This is a genomic window from Stenotrophomonas sp. YJH_SMC_122 (assembly GCF_059369535.1).
This window is the reverse complement of sequence record NZ_JCAFST010000003.1, coordinates 86,635-102,679: the sequence shown is the minus strand read 5'-3', so window position 1 is coordinate 102,679 and position 16,045 is coordinate 86,635. Positions and strand designations below refer to the sequence as shown.

Sequence of the window (16,045 nt, the reverse complement as noted above, 5' to 3'; positions counted from 1 at the left end):
ACGCCGCGCCCCACATGGATACCGCGCTGACGCTGACCAACGACATGAAGCTCGTGCTCGGGCTGGTCGGCTTCACGATGGCGATGTTCCTGTTCGAGCGCATCCGCGCCGACGTGGTCGCGCTGGTGGTGCTGGTGGTGCTCGGTGTCACCGGCCTGATCGCGCCGGAGGAGATCTTCGGCGGTTTCTCCGGTAACGCGGTGATGAGCATCATCGCCACCACCATCCTCGGTGCGGGCCTGGACCGCACCGGGGCGCTGAACCGGTTGGCGGCCTGGCTGCTGCGGCGCGGCCACGGCGTCGAACAACGGCTGCTGATGATGACTACCGCCATCGCCGGCCTGAATTCGTCCTTCATGCAGAACCCGTCGGTGATGGCGCTGTACCTGCCGGTCGCCTCGCGGCTGGCGGCGCGCACGGGCCTGACGATGCAGCGCCTGCTGCTGCCGATCTCGGCGGCGATCGTGATGGGCGGCGCGCTGACCATGGTCGGCAATTCGCCGCTGATCCTGCTGAACGATCTGCTGGCCTCGGCCAACAACAACCTGCCTTCCGGCCTGGCCACCATCGAGCCGCTGCGCATGTTCGCGCCGCTGCCGATCGGCGTGGCGTTGCTGATCGCTTCGTTGCTGTACTTCCGCTACTACGGCGACCGCAAGCTGATCGAAGAGGAAAGCCTGGTCAATGACGGGGTCACCCCGGCACGCACCGAGAGCTACTTCGCCAAGACCTATGGCATCGAAGGCGATGTATTCGAGCTGGTGGTGACCGCCGAGAGCCCGCTGGTGGGCATGACCCTGGGCGAGGCCGAGACCCTGCACGATGCGCCGCTGCTGCTGGCGCTGAAGACTGGCAACGACACCCGCCTGGCGCCGCCGGCGGAGATGCGCATCTGGGTCGGCAGCGTGCTTGGTGCGATGGGACCGCGCCAGCAGATCAGCGACTTCGCGCAGAACCAGTTCCTGCGCATGTCCTCGCGCCTGAAGCACCTGGGTGACCTGTTCAACCCCAGCCGCGCCGGCATTTCCGAGGCAGTGGTGCCACCGACCTCGAACGTGATCGGCAAGAGTGCGGCCGATCTGCGCCTGCGCAAGGAGCGCGGCATCAGCCTGCTGGCGATCAACCGCGACAAGCAGGTGATCCGCGAAGACGTGCGCGACGTGCAGCTGCGCGCCGGCGACATGCTGGTGTTCCACAGCATCTGGACCGACCTGGCGCAGGCCGCTCGCAGCCGCGACTTCGTGGTGGTGACCGACTACCCGACCGGCGAGCAGCGCCCGCACAAGTTCAAGATTGCGATGGCGATCTTCGCGCTGACCATCCTGATCGCGCTGACCAGCAAGCTGCCGGTGGCGCTGACGCTGATGACCGGCGTGGCCGGCATGCTGCTGACCGGCGTGCTGCGCATGGACGAGGCGTATGCCTCGATCAACTGGAAGACGGTGTTCATGATGGCCGGGCTGATTCCGCTTGGCTGGGCGATGGACTCCAGCGGCGCGGCCGCGTGGGTGGCCGGCCATACCATCGACAAGCTGCCGACCGGCATTCCGGTGTGGGTACTGGAGGTGGCGCTGGCGCTGCTGACCACGGCGTTCTCGCTGGTGATCAGCCATGTGGGTGCGACCATCGTGATGGTGCCGATCGCGGTGAACCTGGCGCTGGCGGCGGGGGGCAACCCGACCGCGTTCGCGCTGATCGTGGCGCTGTCGGCGTCCAACAACCTGATGACGGCCTCCAACCCGGTGATCTCGATGATCACTGGCCCGGCCAACTACACCCCGCGCGAGATGTGGCGGGTCGGCGGCCCACTGTCGCTGATCTACACCTGCGTGGTGGTGCTGATGATCAACCTGATGTTCTGAGGTTGGGGTTTGTTGGCAGGGCTGCGCCCTGCACCCCGGTAGTGCCGGCCGCTGGCCGGCAACCTCAACAGCAAAAGCCTGCATTGCGCGGGATGGATTTCTGAGATCCTCCAGAACGGCGTCGTGCATCGCTTTGGTAGGTGTCGACCTTGGTCGACACGGCTTTTGTAGAGTCGAGCCGTGCTCGACTGCTTCTGGCTTCAAGCCAGATAGACCTGCCCGTCGCGTACGTCCACCGGCACCGCACGCAGGCGGTCGCCCTTGCACGGGCCGGCGATGCAATCGCCGCCATCCAGCGTGAACGAGGCGCCGTGCGCGGCGCATACCAGGTGGCCCTCGCGGCTCTTGAGGAACTGCCCCGGCGCCCAGTCCAGGCGGCGGCCGGCGTGCGGGCAGATGTTCAGGAACGCACGCACCTGCGCGCCGTCGCGGTACAGCACCAGCGATTCGGCATCGCCATCGACCACCGCTTCGACCTCGGCAAACGCGCCATCGGCAATGGCATCAAGGGCGATCAGGGCAGCAGCGATAGTCATGGCGGAGGCTCGGACGGTAAACCGGAATTGTCGCATGCCTGCTCAGGTGACTGGCTGCGACATGAACACAAGTCATTGATCCGTAATAAGCACAGGCTATATTTAACGAGTTTTTCACTCAATGACAGTGGCGCGTCCCGATACTCTGGTTTCGCTGATCCCAGCCTATCGAGCCGCCATGTTCAATCGCGCATCCGCCTTCAACCAGTTCCGCACCCTGTTCGCGCCGCGCAAGCCGCGTCACCCGCTGGTGCGCGTTGCCGTGGGCCTGCTCGGCCTGGCGATCCTGGCCGCGATGGTGTTCATCGGCGTCTTTGTTGGTGCGGCGATGATCCTGGTCGGCCTGGCGTGGAAGCTGCTGGCTTCGCGCAAGCCGGGCGTTGCGCGTCCGGTTGACCCGACCGTGGTTGAAGGCGAGTACCGCGTGGTGCGCAAGCCGGTGTTGCCGGCCTCGCGCTGATCCAGGCCTTCCGCGCCCGCTGACGGCGGGCGCCATGCGTTCTAGACTGCGGGCACGCCCTTCCTGGATGCCCGCATGTCCGATGTCTCCGATGTGATCCCTGCCGTAGCCCAGCCGCGTGTGCCGGTAGCCGGTGGTGGCAGTTTCCCCGTGCACCGCATCTACTGCGTCGGCCGCAATTTCGCCGACCACGCCCGCGAAATGGGTGCCGCGGTGCCGGCGGCCGATGACCGTGGCCGCCCGATGTTCTTCAGCAAGCCGGCCGACGCCATCGTGGTCGGCCACGACGATGCCATCCCCTATCCGCCAGCAACCGCCAACCTGCATCACGAAGTGGAACTGGTGGTGGCGATCGGACGCGATGCGCCCGCAGGCGAGCTGGCCGTGGCCGACGCCGATGCGCTGGTCTATGGCTACGCCGTCGGCCTGGACCTGACCCGCCGCGACCTGCAGGCCGCGGCCAAGGACAAGGGCCACCCGTGGGACGCGGCCAAGGGCTTCGATGCCTCCGCGCCGATCAGCGAAATCGTCCACGCCGAGGAAGTCGGCGACCTGGCCGCGCTGAACCTGTCGCTGGAGGTCAATGGCGAAGTGCGCCAGCAGGCACTGCTCGACCAGATGATCTGGAACGTGCCGGAGATCCTGCATGAGCTGTCCAAGCTGTGGCAGCTGCGTGCCGGCGACCTGGTGTTCATGGGCACCCCGTCCGGGGTGGCTGCGTTGAAGCCCGGCGACCGTTTCAGTGCCCGCCTGGAAAACGTGGCAGAGCGCCACGGCGTGATCGCCGGCTGACATCACCTGCGCTACCCTGCGCGCTGTCCACTTCCCCACCGGAGAAAAACAACAATGGGAATGCTCACCGAGTTCAAGGAATTTGCCATGCGCGGCAACGTCATCGACCTCGCCGTCGGCGTGGTGATCGGCGCAGCCTTCGGCAAGATCGTGACGGCGCTGGTCGAGAAGATCATCATGCCGCCGCTGGGCTACCTGATCGGGCGCGTGGATTTCTCCAGCCTGGCCTGGACGTTGTCGCCAGCCCGGCTCGGACCGGATGGCAAGGAGATCCCGGCGGTGGTGGTTGGCTACGGCGACTTCATCAACACCGTCATCCAGTTCGTGATCGTGGCTTTCGCGATCTTCATCGTGGTCAAGGCGATCAACCGACTGTCGCGGAAGAAGGAAGCTGCCCCGGCGGCGCCGGCCGAAGAAGTGGTGCTGCTGCGCGAGATCCGCGACAGCCTGAAGAAATAAGGCCGCAAAACGGTAGTGCCGGCCGCTGGCCGGCAACATCGGGACATGCGGGAGCCGGCCAGCGGCCGGCATTACCGCGACCGCACGAAAGCCCCGCCCCGGCGGGGCTTTCGCTTTGCCGGTTATGGCGGAAAACAGCATCCGCGCCAGCCATGACCTCCCGCCCATGCGCCGGGCTGAACGACTGTTAAGCTCCAAGGCTTAGGTCCATTCCCGGAGTTGTCCATGCGTCGCCGCGTCCTTGCCATCGCATCCTCCCTCGCCCTGCTGGCCGCCCCGGCCTTCGCGGCGCCGCACACCACTACCCTGCCCCCGGCGTCGCTGGCCACCGCCGCACAGCTGCGCGACCAGGCGCTGGCCGATGACACCGGCTGGAAGGTGGTCGAATCGCTCACCACCGAGATCGGCCCGCGCATCGCCGGCAGCGAGGCCGACGCCCGCGCCGTGGCCTGGGCCGAAGCCAAGTTCAAGGCCCTGGGCTTCGACAAGGTGTGGAAGGAGCCGGTGACATTCCCGAAGTGGGAGCGGCGCAGTGAACACGCTGCGGTGACCGGCAAGAACCCGCAGCCGCTGCAGATCACCGCACTGGGCGGCAGCCCGGGTGGCACCGTGGAAGCCGAGGTGGTGCGCTTCGCCGACCTGGCCGCGCTGCAGGCCGCACCAGCGGGCTCGCTGAAAGGCAAGATCGCCTTCGTCGATTACCAGATGCTGCCCTTCCGCGATGGCCGCGATTACGGCCGCGGCGGAGCGATCCGCAGCAAGGGCCCGTCCGAAGCGATCCGCAAGGGCGCGGTCGGTTTCCTGATGCGCTCGGCCGGTACCGACTCGCACCGCGTGCCCCACACCGGCATCACCCGTTTCGATGAGGGCCTGACCCCAGTGCCGTCGGCCGCGCTGTCGGTGCCCGATGCCGACCAGCTGGCCCGCCTGCTGGCGCGTGGCAGCACCACGGTGAAGGTGGCACTGGATTGCGGTTGGGACGGCACCGCCACCTCCTACAACGTGATCGGCGAGATCACCGGCCGCAGCCTGCCGAAGGAAGTGGTGGTGATCGGTGGTCACCTGGATTCGTGGGACCTGGGCACCGGCGCGGTGGATGACGGCGCGGGCGTGGGCATCACCATGGCCGCCGGCCACCTGATCGGCCAGCTCAAGCAGGCACCGAAGCGCACCATCCGCGTGATCGCCTTCGCCAACGAGGAACAGGGCCTGTACGGCGGCAAGGCCTACGCCGAAGCGCACGCGAAGGACGTAGCCCTGCACCAGCTGGCCGCCGAGAGCGACTTCGGCGCGGGCCGCATCTACGCCTTCAATACCGGTTCGCCGAATCCGGAAGGCTCGCGCGAAGCGACGAAGCAGATTGCCGAAGTGATGAAGCCGCTGGGCATCGAGTACCAGGCCGACAAGGGTGGCCCGGGCCCGGACGTCGGCCCACTGGCCGCCAAGGGTGGTGCGTGGGCGTGGCTGGCGCAGGATGGCTCGGATTACTTCCACCTGCACCACACCGCCGACGACACGCTGGACAAGATCGATCCGAAGGCCCTGGCGCAGAACGTGGCCGCGTACACCGTGTTCGCGTATCTGGCGGCGGAAGCCGATGGCAGTTTCGGTAGCGAGGCCAAGGCGACCACGCCGCCGAACGAATGATGCGGTGACGAAGGGAGGTCAGCCCCCGCGCCCTTGGCGAGGGCGCTGACCCCTGATCGGGTCAGCTCTCCCAGACCCGCGTATTGCGCATGCCGATCGTCTGCGGGTTGAACAGCGGATCACGCTTGCTGTGCCTCTGCTGCTCATAATCACGCAGCGCCGCCAAGGCCGGTTTCTGCAGCAGAAGGATGGCGATGATGTTCAACCAGCTCATCATGCCCACGCCGATATCGCCCAGGGCCCAGGCCACCGTCGCGGTGTTGATTGCCGAGTAGCCTGTGGCAGCCAGGAACAGCAGCTGGAAGGCGGTGATCGTCACCCGTCCGGGACGATCCCGGCACAGGTAGCTGACATTGGTTTCGGCCATGTAGTACAGCGCCAGGATGGTGGTGAATGCGAACGGCAGGATAGCGAGCGCAACGAACGACCTGCCGAAGCCCGGGAGCGCCGATTCCACCGCGTGCTGCACAAAGCGTGGACCGGCCTCGACCCCCGGCAGATTGCCCAGCAGCAGGCGCGCTTCATCGGGAACCCCCTTCACCGCTGGGTCGTAGACGTTGTACAGCCCGGTGGACAGGATCAGGAAAGCCGTTGCGCTGCACACCACCATGGTGTCGATGTAAACCGAGAATGACTGCACCAGGCCTTGCTTGACCGGATGCGACACTTCCGCGGCGGCGGCCGGATGCGCTCCACTGCCCATGCCGGCTTCGTTGGATAGCACGCCGCGTCGCACGCCCCACTGGATGGCGGTACCGATCATCGCGCCGAACGCCGCATCCACGCCGAATGCACTGCGCAGCACCAGCATGATCACCTCCGGCACCTTGTCCGCGTTGAACACCATCACCAGCGCCGCGACCAGCAGATAGGCCACGGCCATGAGCGGCACCACCCATTCAGCCACGCGCGCAATGCGCCGCACACCGCCGACAAGGATGGCGCCGAGCACCACCAGCAGGACCGTGGTGGTGGTGGCCACCGGCACATCCCAGGCCTCGTTCACCGCACTGGTGATCGCATTGGACTGGGTGCCGGCCAGCATCGCGCCCGCCAACACCGTCACCAGTGCGAACAGCACGGCATACCAGCGTTGGCCCAGGCCTTTTTCGATGTAGTACGCCGGGCCGCCCCGGTACTGTCCCTTGCCGTCGCGGTCCTTGTAGATCTGCGCGAGCGTGGACTCGATGAAGGCACTGGATGCGCCAAGGAAGGCAACGATCCACATCCAGAAGATCGCGCCGGGGCCGCCGAAGGCGATGGCCATGGCGACGCCGGCGATGTTGCCGACGCCCACGCGGCTGGACAGCGAAAGGGACAACGCCTGGAAAGGCGACACCCCGGCATCGGAACGCTCATGGCGGAACATCAGGCGCAGCATGTCCGGCAATGCACGCAACTGGATGAAGCGTGTGCGCACGCTGAAGTACAGGCCGGCGAGCAGGCACAGCACCACCAGGTAGGGGCTCCAGACGACGCCGAGGATCGTGTTGACGATGGATTCGATGTTCATCGGCGGCCCCTCAGAAGAACATGCCCAGGGCAACCTGGGGGCTGACGATTCGACTGGTGTTGCGGCCCGCCACGCTGAACTCCACGCCGGCGATCAGGCCCAGCGTCGGGCTGAAGTGGTACTCGACCGCCGGCGCCAGGGTGACGCTGCGGCTGGCCGGGCGATGTTCGTCGATACGCTCGAAGGCACCGCTGGCGTTGCGCGAGAATCCACTCAGGCGCTGTCCGGTCTCACGGCTGGCGGCTACTTCCATCACACCTACCCAGCGCGGATTGAAGCTGTACTCGGCACCCACCGACAGGCCCAGCACCGAGCCGCGGGAGATGTGCCCCTGGAAGCTGTCATCGGTACCGTAGACGCTGGCCCCGGAAATCGCCGTGCGCGACGGCGCCGGCCCGGCGCTGAGCTGCGCACGCCAGCGCAGCGGACGATCGTTGCCCAGCCACACCACCTGCTGCATGCCCAGCGCCGCGGTGGTGCGCTGCACGCCGTCGCCCTGCGCATCGAGCGGATTGCTGGTGATGCGGTCATGGCTGCCGGTGCTGAAGCGCTGCACCAGCGCGACCGAGATGGCCGGGCGCGTGCCATCGGCGTTGGGCGCCTGCAGCAGGTACTGCAGGCGCGCGGTGGTATCGCCAGCGCGGAAACCGCTGCTGCGTGCGCTGCCCTGTTCGGCACGCGAAGCACTGAGATTGACCTGGCCCATCACCCGGTCGCTGAAACCGTAGATGATCGGCACCACCGTGGCCCATGCACCGCTACGCTGCCCACTGCGGCGGCGATGGCCGCCATCGTCGTAGTGATCGCGACTGTCGACCCGCACCAGATAGGGTTCGATGTACCAGTTGCCCTGCGGCAGGCCGGCCGGATTGGGGGTGATCAGCGGCCCGGTGAAGTTGACGCCGTCCAGGCTGCGTTCGCCGGCTGCGGCACGGCCGCTGGCAAGGACACTGGTCAGTACCAGCAATGCGATGAGGATACGGCGTGGGTGATGCATGGCAGCCTCTTCTGGACAACGTGGGATGGAGTTCCACCCTGCGTTGCCGGAAGCGGCTGACCAATAAGGAAACTTTCAAAACGTCATGCGCGCTTGACGCGTTTACCACCCCTGGAAGGGGTCAGAGCCCTCGCCTGCGGCGAGGGATCCGACCCGGGATACCGGATCAGCCGCGACGGCTCGCCCATTGCGCCAGCAGCACGGCCGTGGCCGAGGCCACATTCAGGCTCTCCACCGCGCCGCTGCCGGGAATCGAGACCTGCAGGTCGCACGCACCCGCCAGGCTGCGGTCCATGCCCTCGCCTTCGGCGCCCATCACGTACACCAGCCGCTCCGGCAGGGACGCGCGGAACACGTCATCACCGCCCTCGACCAGGGTCGCGGCCAGGCCGAAACCGGCTGCGCGCAGTTGCGCCATTGCCTGAGCGGTCTCCGGCAGCTGCACCAGCGGCACCGCTTCGGCACCGCCTTCGGCCACGCGCGCGGCGGCGCCGGACAGGGCGAGCGTGCTGCCGGCCGGCAACAGCAGCGCCTTGGCACCGAAGTGTGCGGCCGAGCGCAGGATCGCGCCGAGATTGTGCGGGTTGCCCACGCCATCCAGCCACAACGCCAGCGCCGGGCCGTCACCGACCTGCTGCAGCCACTGCGCCAGCGGCAGCGACGGTGCGCGCAGCATGTCGGCCACCACGCCTTCGTGATGGGTGGTGCCGGCGAGCTTGTTCAGGTCGCCATCCTCGACCACGCGGTAGCCCACGCGGTTGGCCACGCACCACTTCAACAGCGGCTGCAAGCGCGGGATGCGTGCTTCCAGCAGGTACAACTTGCGCAGCGCCTGCGGCCGCGCTTCGAACGCAGCCAGCACGGCATTCAGGCCGTACAGACGCAGCTCATCGCTGCCACCGCGCCCACCACCGCCCGTGGCCGGCACCTCCGGGCGCGGCAACGGCGTTGCGCGCGGCGGACGGGCGGACGGGCGGCGGTTGTTCCAAGGGTTGTTCACTTACACACTCTCCTGCTTGCGCTGGCGCCAGAAATCGGCGTTCTTGATGCCCAGGGCATCAGGGTCGAACACCGGATCCAGGCCCAGCTTCTTCTGTCGTTCGTAGTCACGCAGGGCCAGCATCGCCGGCTTCTGGATGATGAGGATGGCAATGATGTTCAGCCAGGCCATCAGGCCGACGCCGATGTCGCCCAGCGCCCAGGCCAGGGTGGCATTGTGGAACGCGCCGAACACCACCATGCCGATGATGCCCAGGCGCAGCAGCAGCACGGTCAGCGGCCGCTTCCTGTTGTGGTTCACATAGCTGAGGTTGGTCTCGGCCATGTAGTAGTACGCCATGATGGTGGTGAAGGCGAAGAAGAAGATGGCCACCGATACGAACGCCGAACCCCAGCCCGGCAGCACCGCTTCCACGCCGGCCTGGGCGTAACCGGCGCCTTCGGGAATACCGGCCAGGCCCTGGAAGATCGGCGCGGCACCCTCCACCGGCGAGTACACGTTGTAGGTGCCGCTGGCCAGGATCAGGAACGCGGTGGCGGTGCACACCATCATGGTGTCGAAGTAGATCGCGAAGGCCTGCACGTAGCCCTGCTTGGCCGGGTGCGAGACTTCCGAAGCGGCCGCCGCGTGCGGGCCAGAGCCCTGGCCGGCTTCGTTGGCGTAGATGCCGCGCTTGATGCCCCACTCCACGGCCAGGCCCATCATGGCGCCGAATGCGGCATGCGTGCCGAAGGCACTCTTGAAGATGATGCCGAACATTTCCGGCACGCGGTCGTAGTTGATGATCATGATGATGATGGCCATCAGGATGAAACCGGCGGCCATGAACGGCACCACCACTTCGGCGAAGTTGGCGATGCGCTTGACGCCGCCGAAGATCACCACGCCCAGCAGCAGCGCCACCACGATGCCGATCCCCAGCTTCAGCGCCTGCACCGATTCCATGCCGAAGGCCTGGCCATCGAGCGGACCGCACAGCGCGGTGCCACGGCAGGCGTTGATGATGCTGTCGGCGATGGCGTTGGCCTGCACGCCCGGCATCAGGAAGCCTGCGGCGATGATCGTGGCGATGGCGAAGGCCAGCGCATACCACTTCAGGCCCATGGCCTTTTCGATGTAGTACGCCGGGCCACCGCGGTAGCGGCCTTCGGCGTCCTTGGTCTTGTAGATCTGCGCCAGGGTGCATTCGACGTACGAAGTGGATGCGCCAAGGAAGCCCATCACCCACATCCAGAAGATCGCACCGGGGCCGCCGAAGGCGATGGCGGTGGCCACGCCGGCGATGTTGCCGATGCCCATGCGGCCGGCCATCGACATGGCCAACGCCTGGAACGAGGACACACCGGCGTCGGATTTCTCACCCCTGACGGTGAGGCGGCACATCTCGAAGAAGCCACGGATCTGCATGAAGCGGGTGCGCAGGCTGAAGAACAGGCCGGCGCCCAGGCACACGAAGATCAGTGCCTTGCTCCAGATGATGCTGTTGATGAAGTGTACGGTTGCTTCCACGCGCGCTCTCTCCAGTCGGCGGGTTGTAAGGACGTCCCGTCGGCTGGAGGGGACCGGTCGATTCTCCCTGATCGAAGGCCGCTGCGGTAGCGCTGTTTTGCAGAGCCGAGCCCATGCTCGGCTTGGGCCCCCGAGGGCAGCCGAGCATGGGCTCGGCTCTACAGCGGCCAGCCCGCGTGTTCAGGGCAGCTGCGTGCGCACCCGGGCGAAACGGCGCAGGTCGTGCAACACGCCGCGCTTGTAGACCGCGCAACGCTCCACGCCCTCTTCCCGGAAGCCGTTCTTCTCCAGCACCCGGGCCGAGCCGAGGTTGAAGTCGACCACGGTGGCCTGCAGCCTGAACAGGCGCAGCTCATCCATCACCCACGGTGCGAACAGGCCGACCACCCGGGTCATCAGGCCCTGCCCCCAGTAAGCCTGGCCCAGCCAGTAGCCCAGTTCGGCGGTATGCCCACGCTCGGCCACGCCCTGCTGGGCGCTGATACTGCCGCAGGCCTGGCCGTCGATCTCGATGGCCAGGTTCAGGGTGCCGGCGGCCAGCACGCGGCCGGCGAGGAAGGCCTCGCCATCCCCGCGCGTGTACGGGTACGGGAAACGGTCGCGCAGGCCGCGCGACACCTCGGCGTCGTTGGCATGGCGCAGCAGCGACTCCAGATCATCCGGGCGCCAGGGGCGCAGCTGGAAGCCGTCACCTCGAAGTGGGGTCAGAGCCCTTTCCCTTGGGGAAAGGGGTCCGACCCCGTCAGCGAGCGACCCGCCCCCGCCGGCGTGCCGGTCAGGCATGACCGCCCACCGACGGCGATTCCGCTTCCTGCTTCTCCAGCTCGCGCTTCACCGCTTCCGGCGAACGGGTGTACGGCGCCAGCCGCGCGTAGAACGCCGGCACCACGAACAGCGACAGGAAGGTCGAGAGGGTCACACCGAAGATGATCACGATGCCGATCGTGCCACGGCTGGCCGAACCAGGACCACCGGCGACCACCAGCGGGATCGCGCCAACCACGGTGGCGATCGAGGTCATCAGGATCGGGCGCAGACGCACCATCGCCGACTCGATGATCGCCTCGCGCACGCTGCGCCCGTCGTCGCGCAGCTGGTTGGCGAATTCGACGATGAGGATGCCGTTCTTCGCGGCCAGGCCGACCAGCATCACGATGCCGATCTGGCTGAACAGGTTCACGGTACCACCACTCACCCACAACCCGACCAGCGCGCCGAGTACGCCCAGCGGCACGGTCAGCATGATGGTGAGCGGATGGATGAAGCTCTCGAACTGCGCCGCCAGCACCAGGTACACCACCAGCAGCGCCATCGCGAAGGTCAGCAGCACTGCGCCGCCGGCGCTCTGGTACTCGCGCGATTCGCCCTTCCAGTTCACCTGCGCGTACTGCGGCAGCTCTTCCTGGGCTACGTTCTGTGCCCAGGCGATGGCCTCGCCCAGCGGATAGCCCGGCGCCAGGCCGGCACTGATGGTGATCGAGCGCAGTCGGTTGAAGCGGTTCAGGGTGCCGGCCTCGGCCACTTCACTGAGCGTGACCAGGTTGGACAGCGGCACCAGCTCGCCGGAGTTGGCGCGCACGCGGATCGCGGCCAGGTCGGCCGGGCTGGCGCGACCATCGCGACCGGCCTGCACCAGTACGTCGTACTCCTCGCCGTTGTCGACGAAGGTGGTGACCCGACGCGAGCCCATCATGGTTTCCAGCGCCGAACCGATCGCGGTGACCGGCACGCCGAGATCGGCCGCACGCTGGCGATCGATGTTGACCCGCATCTGCGGCCGGGTTTCCTTGTAGTCCGAGTCCGGGCCGACCAGGCCGGGATTGTCGGCCATGCGCAGCATGATGCGGTCGCGCCACTGCGCGATCTCGGCATATTCCGGGCCGCCCAGCACGATCTGGAACGGCTGCCCGCCGCTGCGCACCAGGCCGCCGCCCACCTGGGTGCGTACGCGCACGCCGCGGATGGTATCCAGTTCCTTCTGCAGTTCGTTGGCGACTTCAGGCGTACCCTCGCTGCGCTGGCGCCACGGCTGCAGGAAGATGCTGACGCGGCCGGTATGCATTTCCTCGCTGGCGCCCCAACCGCCCGGCACGCGGGGGTTGGCACGCACGATCGGCTTGTCCGGGCCGACATGCGGTGCCAGCAGCGCTTCCACCTGCTGCACCTGCTGCACGGTGTAGTCGTAGCCGGCGCCTTCCGGGCCGTCGATCATGATCTGGAACGAACCGCGGTCTTCGGCTGGTGCCAGTTCCGACGGCAGCAGTTTGAGCAGGCCCCAGCTGGCGGCCAGCGCAGCCACCATCACCAGCAGGTAAATCCAGGTGCGGTCGACATGGTGATCGAGCACCCGCCCGTAGGCACCCGCGAGGCGTTCCAGGTTGCGGTTGATGAAGCCGTGCAGGCCTCGCGGGGCCTGCCCGGTGTGCGGCTTGAGCAGCTTGGAGGCCATCATCGGCGTCAGTGTGAGCGCAACGAACGCGGACAATGCCACGGCAGCGGCCAGCGCCACGGCCAGTTCGCGGAACAGGCGCCCGGTGTTGCCTTCCAGGAAGCCGACCGGCAGGAACACCGCCACCAGTACAGCGGTGGTGGCGATCACCGCAAAGGCGACCTGCGCGGTACCGCGCTTGGACGCCACCAGCGGTGGCTCGCCCAGGTCGATGCGGCGCTGCACGTTTTCCACCACCACGATCGCATCGTCCACCACCAGGCCGATGCACAGCACCAGCGCCAGCAGGGTCAGCAGGTTGATCGAGAAGTCGAACGCATACAGCGCGATGAACGCCGCCACCAGGCAGACCGGTACCGTCACCGCCGGAATCAGCGCGGCGCGGAAGCTGCCCAGGAACAGCCAGATCACCGCCAGCACCAGGATCATTGCTTCCACCAGCGTGGCGTAGACGCGGTCCACCGCCGCTTCGATGAAGGTGGTGTTGTCGAAGGCGACGAAGATCTGCGTGCCCTTGGGCAGGGTCAGCGCCACCCGCTCGGCCTCGGCGCGCGCAGTGCGTGCCACGTCCAGCGAGTTGGCGGTGGAGGTCTTGACGATGCCCAGGCCGATGCCGGGCTCGCCGTTGCTGCGGTAGTACGCGCGGCGTTCGGCCGAGGCCAGCTCGATCTTCGCCACGTCGCCCATGCGCACCACGTAACCGTCGCGGCCCTTGCCCAGCGGGATGGTCGCGAAGTCTTCGGGCTTGATGTAGTTGCGCTCCACGCGCAGGGTGAAATCACGGTCGGTCGACTCGATGCGGCCGGCCGGCAGCTCCACGTTCTCGTTGCGCAGTGCGGTTTCCACGTCGCCGGTGGTCAGCCCGCGCGCGGCCAGCTGGTCGCGGTCCAGCCAGATCCGCATCGCATAGCGCTGGCGGCCGCCGATGCGGACCTGGGCCACGCCATCGAGGCTGGAGAAACGATCGACCACGTAGCGGTCGGCGTAGTCGCTCAGCTCCAGCGTGTCCATGGTCGAGGACACCATGTTGAACCAGATGATCGGGTCGGCATCGCTTTCGACCTTGGCGATTTCCGGCGGACGTGCTTCTTCCGGCATGCGGTCGGCGACACGGCTGACCGCATCGCGCACGTCGTTGGCCGCTGCTTCGATATCACGGTTGGAGGTGAACTCGATGCTGACCTGCGAGCGGCCGTTGGTGCTGCGCGCGTTGATCGTATCGATGCCTTCGATGCCAGCCAGCGCGTCTTCCAGCACCTGGGTGATGCGGCTTTCGATGACCGCCGCGGACGCGCCGGTGTAGTCCACCGACACCGAGACGATCGGAGGGTCGATGGCGGGCAGCTCGCGCAGGGTCAGGCGGGTGAAGGACATCACGCCCAGCACCAGCAACAACAGGCTCATCACCACGGCGAACACCGGCCGCTGGATGGAAACGTCGGACAGCTTCATCCGCCGTGGCCCTCGGCCGCGACCGGCGCCGGCGCGTCAGCCGGTTGGGCGCCAGAGGCCGGTGCGGCGTCCTTCGCAGCGACCTTCAGGCCCGGACGCAGCTTGCCGGTGCCATCGACCACGATGCGCTGGCCCGCTTCCAGGCCTTGCCGGATCTCGACCACGCCGGCACGGCGCGCGCCGGTGACCACGTCCACCCGCTCGACGCTGTCGTCAGCCTTGATGCGGTACACGAAGGTATCGCGGCCGACCTGCACCACGGCGATTTCCGGGACCACCAGCGCCGGGCGCTCGGGGCGGAACAGGCGCACGTCCAGCAGCATGCCCGGGCGCAATGCGTGGTCGCCATTGGCGAAATCGGCGCGCACGGTCACCGCACGGGTAGCCGGATCGATGCGCGCATCGATGGTGCTGACCACGCCCTCGAAGGTGCGGCCCGGCCAGGCCACACTGGTGGCACTGACCTTGTCACCAACGCCCAGCGCAGCCAGTTCCACTTCCGGCACCTGGAAATCGACATGCATGTGCTCGATGTCGTCGAGCGTGGCGATGACCGTGGTCGGGGTCAGCAGCGATCCCGGACTGACCTGGCGGATGCCGAGCACACCGGCAAAGGGCGCACGCACGCGTCGGTCACCAATGTCTGCCTGCATCTGCATCACGCGTGCCTCGGCGGCGTCGCGGATCGACTTCTGCGTATCCAGCGTGGCGCTGGACACCAGCCGCTGGGCGGCCAGTTCGCGCTGGCGCTTGTACAGCTGATCGGCTTCATGGAAGGTGGCCTGCGCCTGCACCAGTGCGGCTTCCTGGGCCTGCCCGCGCAGCGTCACGATCGGCGCACCGGCGGCAATGTGCTGGCCGCTCTCGAAGTGCACTTTCTCGACGATCTCGCTCACTTTGGCAGTGACGCTGATCGACTCGCGCGCCTTGGCCGTGCCCAGGGCCTGCAGGGTGTCGTTCCACTGCGTGGGCTGCACGACCTGCGCGGTGACCGGCACCGCTTCGCCCTGCCGACGTGCGGCGGCCTCCTGTTTGCCTGCGCACCCGGCCAGCACGGCCAGGCTGAGGCCGAGGGCCAGGGTCGAAGCGATACGAGCCAACATGAACGGTCCTGATTGATCCACGGCCGCCGAGTGTAGGCAAGTGCCCATAAAAGCGGTATGTGCCAAGCGTTTACCGGCGTGGAACCAAGGCTGCGATAGCGCCTTGAACCCGTTCCGTGCAAGCCTGCCATGGGCAGTGTCGGCGTGTGTCGGGGTGTATCCAGTGGTGCACCACCGCGGCCGTCATCGTAGAGTCGAACCTGCCCGACCGAGGGCGTCGGGCGGGGACGGATCCTGGCGGGGATCCGGCCCCGTTTTTTTATGCC

General features: G+C 67.1%; 13 protein-coding genes. 5 read left to right on the top strand and 8 right to left on the bottom strand.

The genetic code is table 11. From position 1 onward, the window contains the following. Nucleotides 1-14: 14 nt before the first annotated feature. A complete protein-coding gene (locus tag AC5P66_RS05820; protein WP_005418803.1) occupies nt 15-1,862 on the top strand; it encodes an SLC13 family permease in 1,848 nt (615 codons plus the stop codon). Nucleotides 1,863-2,062: 200 nt separating this feature from the next. On the opposite strand, the gene AC5P66_RS05815 is transcribed toward AC5P66_RS05820, so the two are convergent. After that, nucleotides 2,063-2,398 (bottom strand): Rieske (2Fe-2S) protein, encoded by a 336-nt coding sequence (locus AC5P66_RS05815; protein WP_049412696.1) that lies wholly within the window; start codon nt 2,396-2,398, stop codon nt 2,063-2,065. Between the two features lie 178 nt (nt 2,399-2,576). Here AC5P66_RS05815 and AC5P66_RS05810 point away from each other — a divergent pair, with 178 nt between their 5' ends. From AC5P66_RS05810 to AC5P66_RS05795, 4 genes are all read left to right on the top strand, one after another. Beyond that, nucleotides 2,577-2,858, top strand: a complete 282-nt coding sequence (locus AC5P66_RS05810; protein WP_005410817.1) for a hypothetical protein — start codon at nt 2,577-2,579, stop codon at nt 2,856-2,858. 75 nt (nt 2,859-2,933) lie between these two features. Beyond that, nucleotides 2,934-3,650, top strand: coding sequence for a fumarylacetoacetate hydrolase family protein (locus AC5P66_RS05805; RefSeq protein WP_049412698.1), 717 nt, complete (start codon nt 2,934-2,936; stop codon nt 3,648-3,650). Nucleotides 3,651-3,704: 54 nt separating this feature from the next. Beyond that, entirely contained in the window at nt 3,705-4,109 is a 405-nt protein-coding gene (gene mscL / locus AC5P66_RS05800) for a large-conductance mechanosensitive channel protein MscL (protein WP_005418809.1), read from the top strand. Nucleotides 4,110-4,334: 225 nt separating this feature from the next. Continuing rightward, nucleotides 4,335-5,756, top strand: a complete 1,422-nt coding sequence (locus AC5P66_RS05795; RefSeq protein ID WP_049438453.1) for a M28 family peptidase — start codon at nt 4,335-4,337, stop codon at nt 5,754-5,756. 61 nt (nt 5,757-5,817) lie between these two features. Here the strand turns inward: AC5P66_RS05795 and AC5P66_RS05790 are convergent, their stop codons facing one another. The 7 genes from AC5P66_RS05790 to AC5P66_RS05760 all read right to left on the bottom strand — a co-directional run bounded on the left by AC5P66_RS05790 (nt 5,818) and on the right by AC5P66_RS05760 (nt 15,779). After that, entirely contained in the window at nt 5,818-7,269 is a 1,452-nt protein-coding gene (locus AC5P66_RS05790; protein ID WP_049412703.1) for an alanine/glycine:cation symporter family protein, read from the bottom strand. Nucleotides 7,270-7,279: 10 nt separating this feature from the next. Continuing rightward, entirely contained in the window at nt 7,280-8,266 is a 987-nt protein-coding gene (locus AC5P66_RS05785) for a transporter family protein (RefSeq protein ID WP_049412705.1), read from the bottom strand. 166 nt (nt 8,267-8,432) lie between these two features. Beyond that, nucleotides 8,433-9,266: a TrmH family RNA methyltransferase gene (locus tag AC5P66_RS05780; protein ID WP_072167628.1), complete on the bottom strand. Its 834-nt coding sequence runs from the start codon at nt 9,264-9,266 to the stop codon at nt 8,433-8,435. Then, the gene (locus AC5P66_RS05775) at nt 9,267-10,775 is read right to left on the bottom strand and encodes an alanine/glycine:cation symporter family protein (protein ID WP_049438457.1); all 1,509 of its coding nucleotides are present in this window, start codon (nt 10,773-10,775) and stop codon (nt 9,267-9,269) included. Between the two features lie 180 nt (nt 10,776-10,955). Further along, nucleotides 10,956-11,558 carry a GNAT family N-acetyltransferase gene (locus AC5P66_RS05770; protein WP_099495944.1) on the bottom strand — a complete coding sequence of 201 codons (603 nt, stop codon included), beginning with the start codon at nt 11,556-11,558 and terminating at the stop codon, nt 10,956-10,958. Next, a complete protein-coding gene (locus AC5P66_RS05765; protein WP_099487595.1) occupies nt 11,551-14,676 on the bottom strand; it encodes an efflux RND transporter permease subunit in 3,126 nt (1,041 codons plus the stop codon). The genes AC5P66_RS05770 and AC5P66_RS05765 overlap by 8 nt, the downstream gene beginning before the upstream one ends. Continuing rightward, nucleotides 14,673-15,779: an efflux RND transporter periplasmic adaptor subunit gene (locus AC5P66_RS05760; protein ID WP_099487597.1), complete on the bottom strand. Its 1,107-nt coding sequence runs from the start codon at nt 15,777-15,779 to the stop codon at nt 14,673-14,675. The genes AC5P66_RS05765 and AC5P66_RS05760 overlap by 4 nt, the downstream gene beginning before the upstream one ends. Nucleotides 15,780-16,045: the final 266 nt, after the last annotated feature.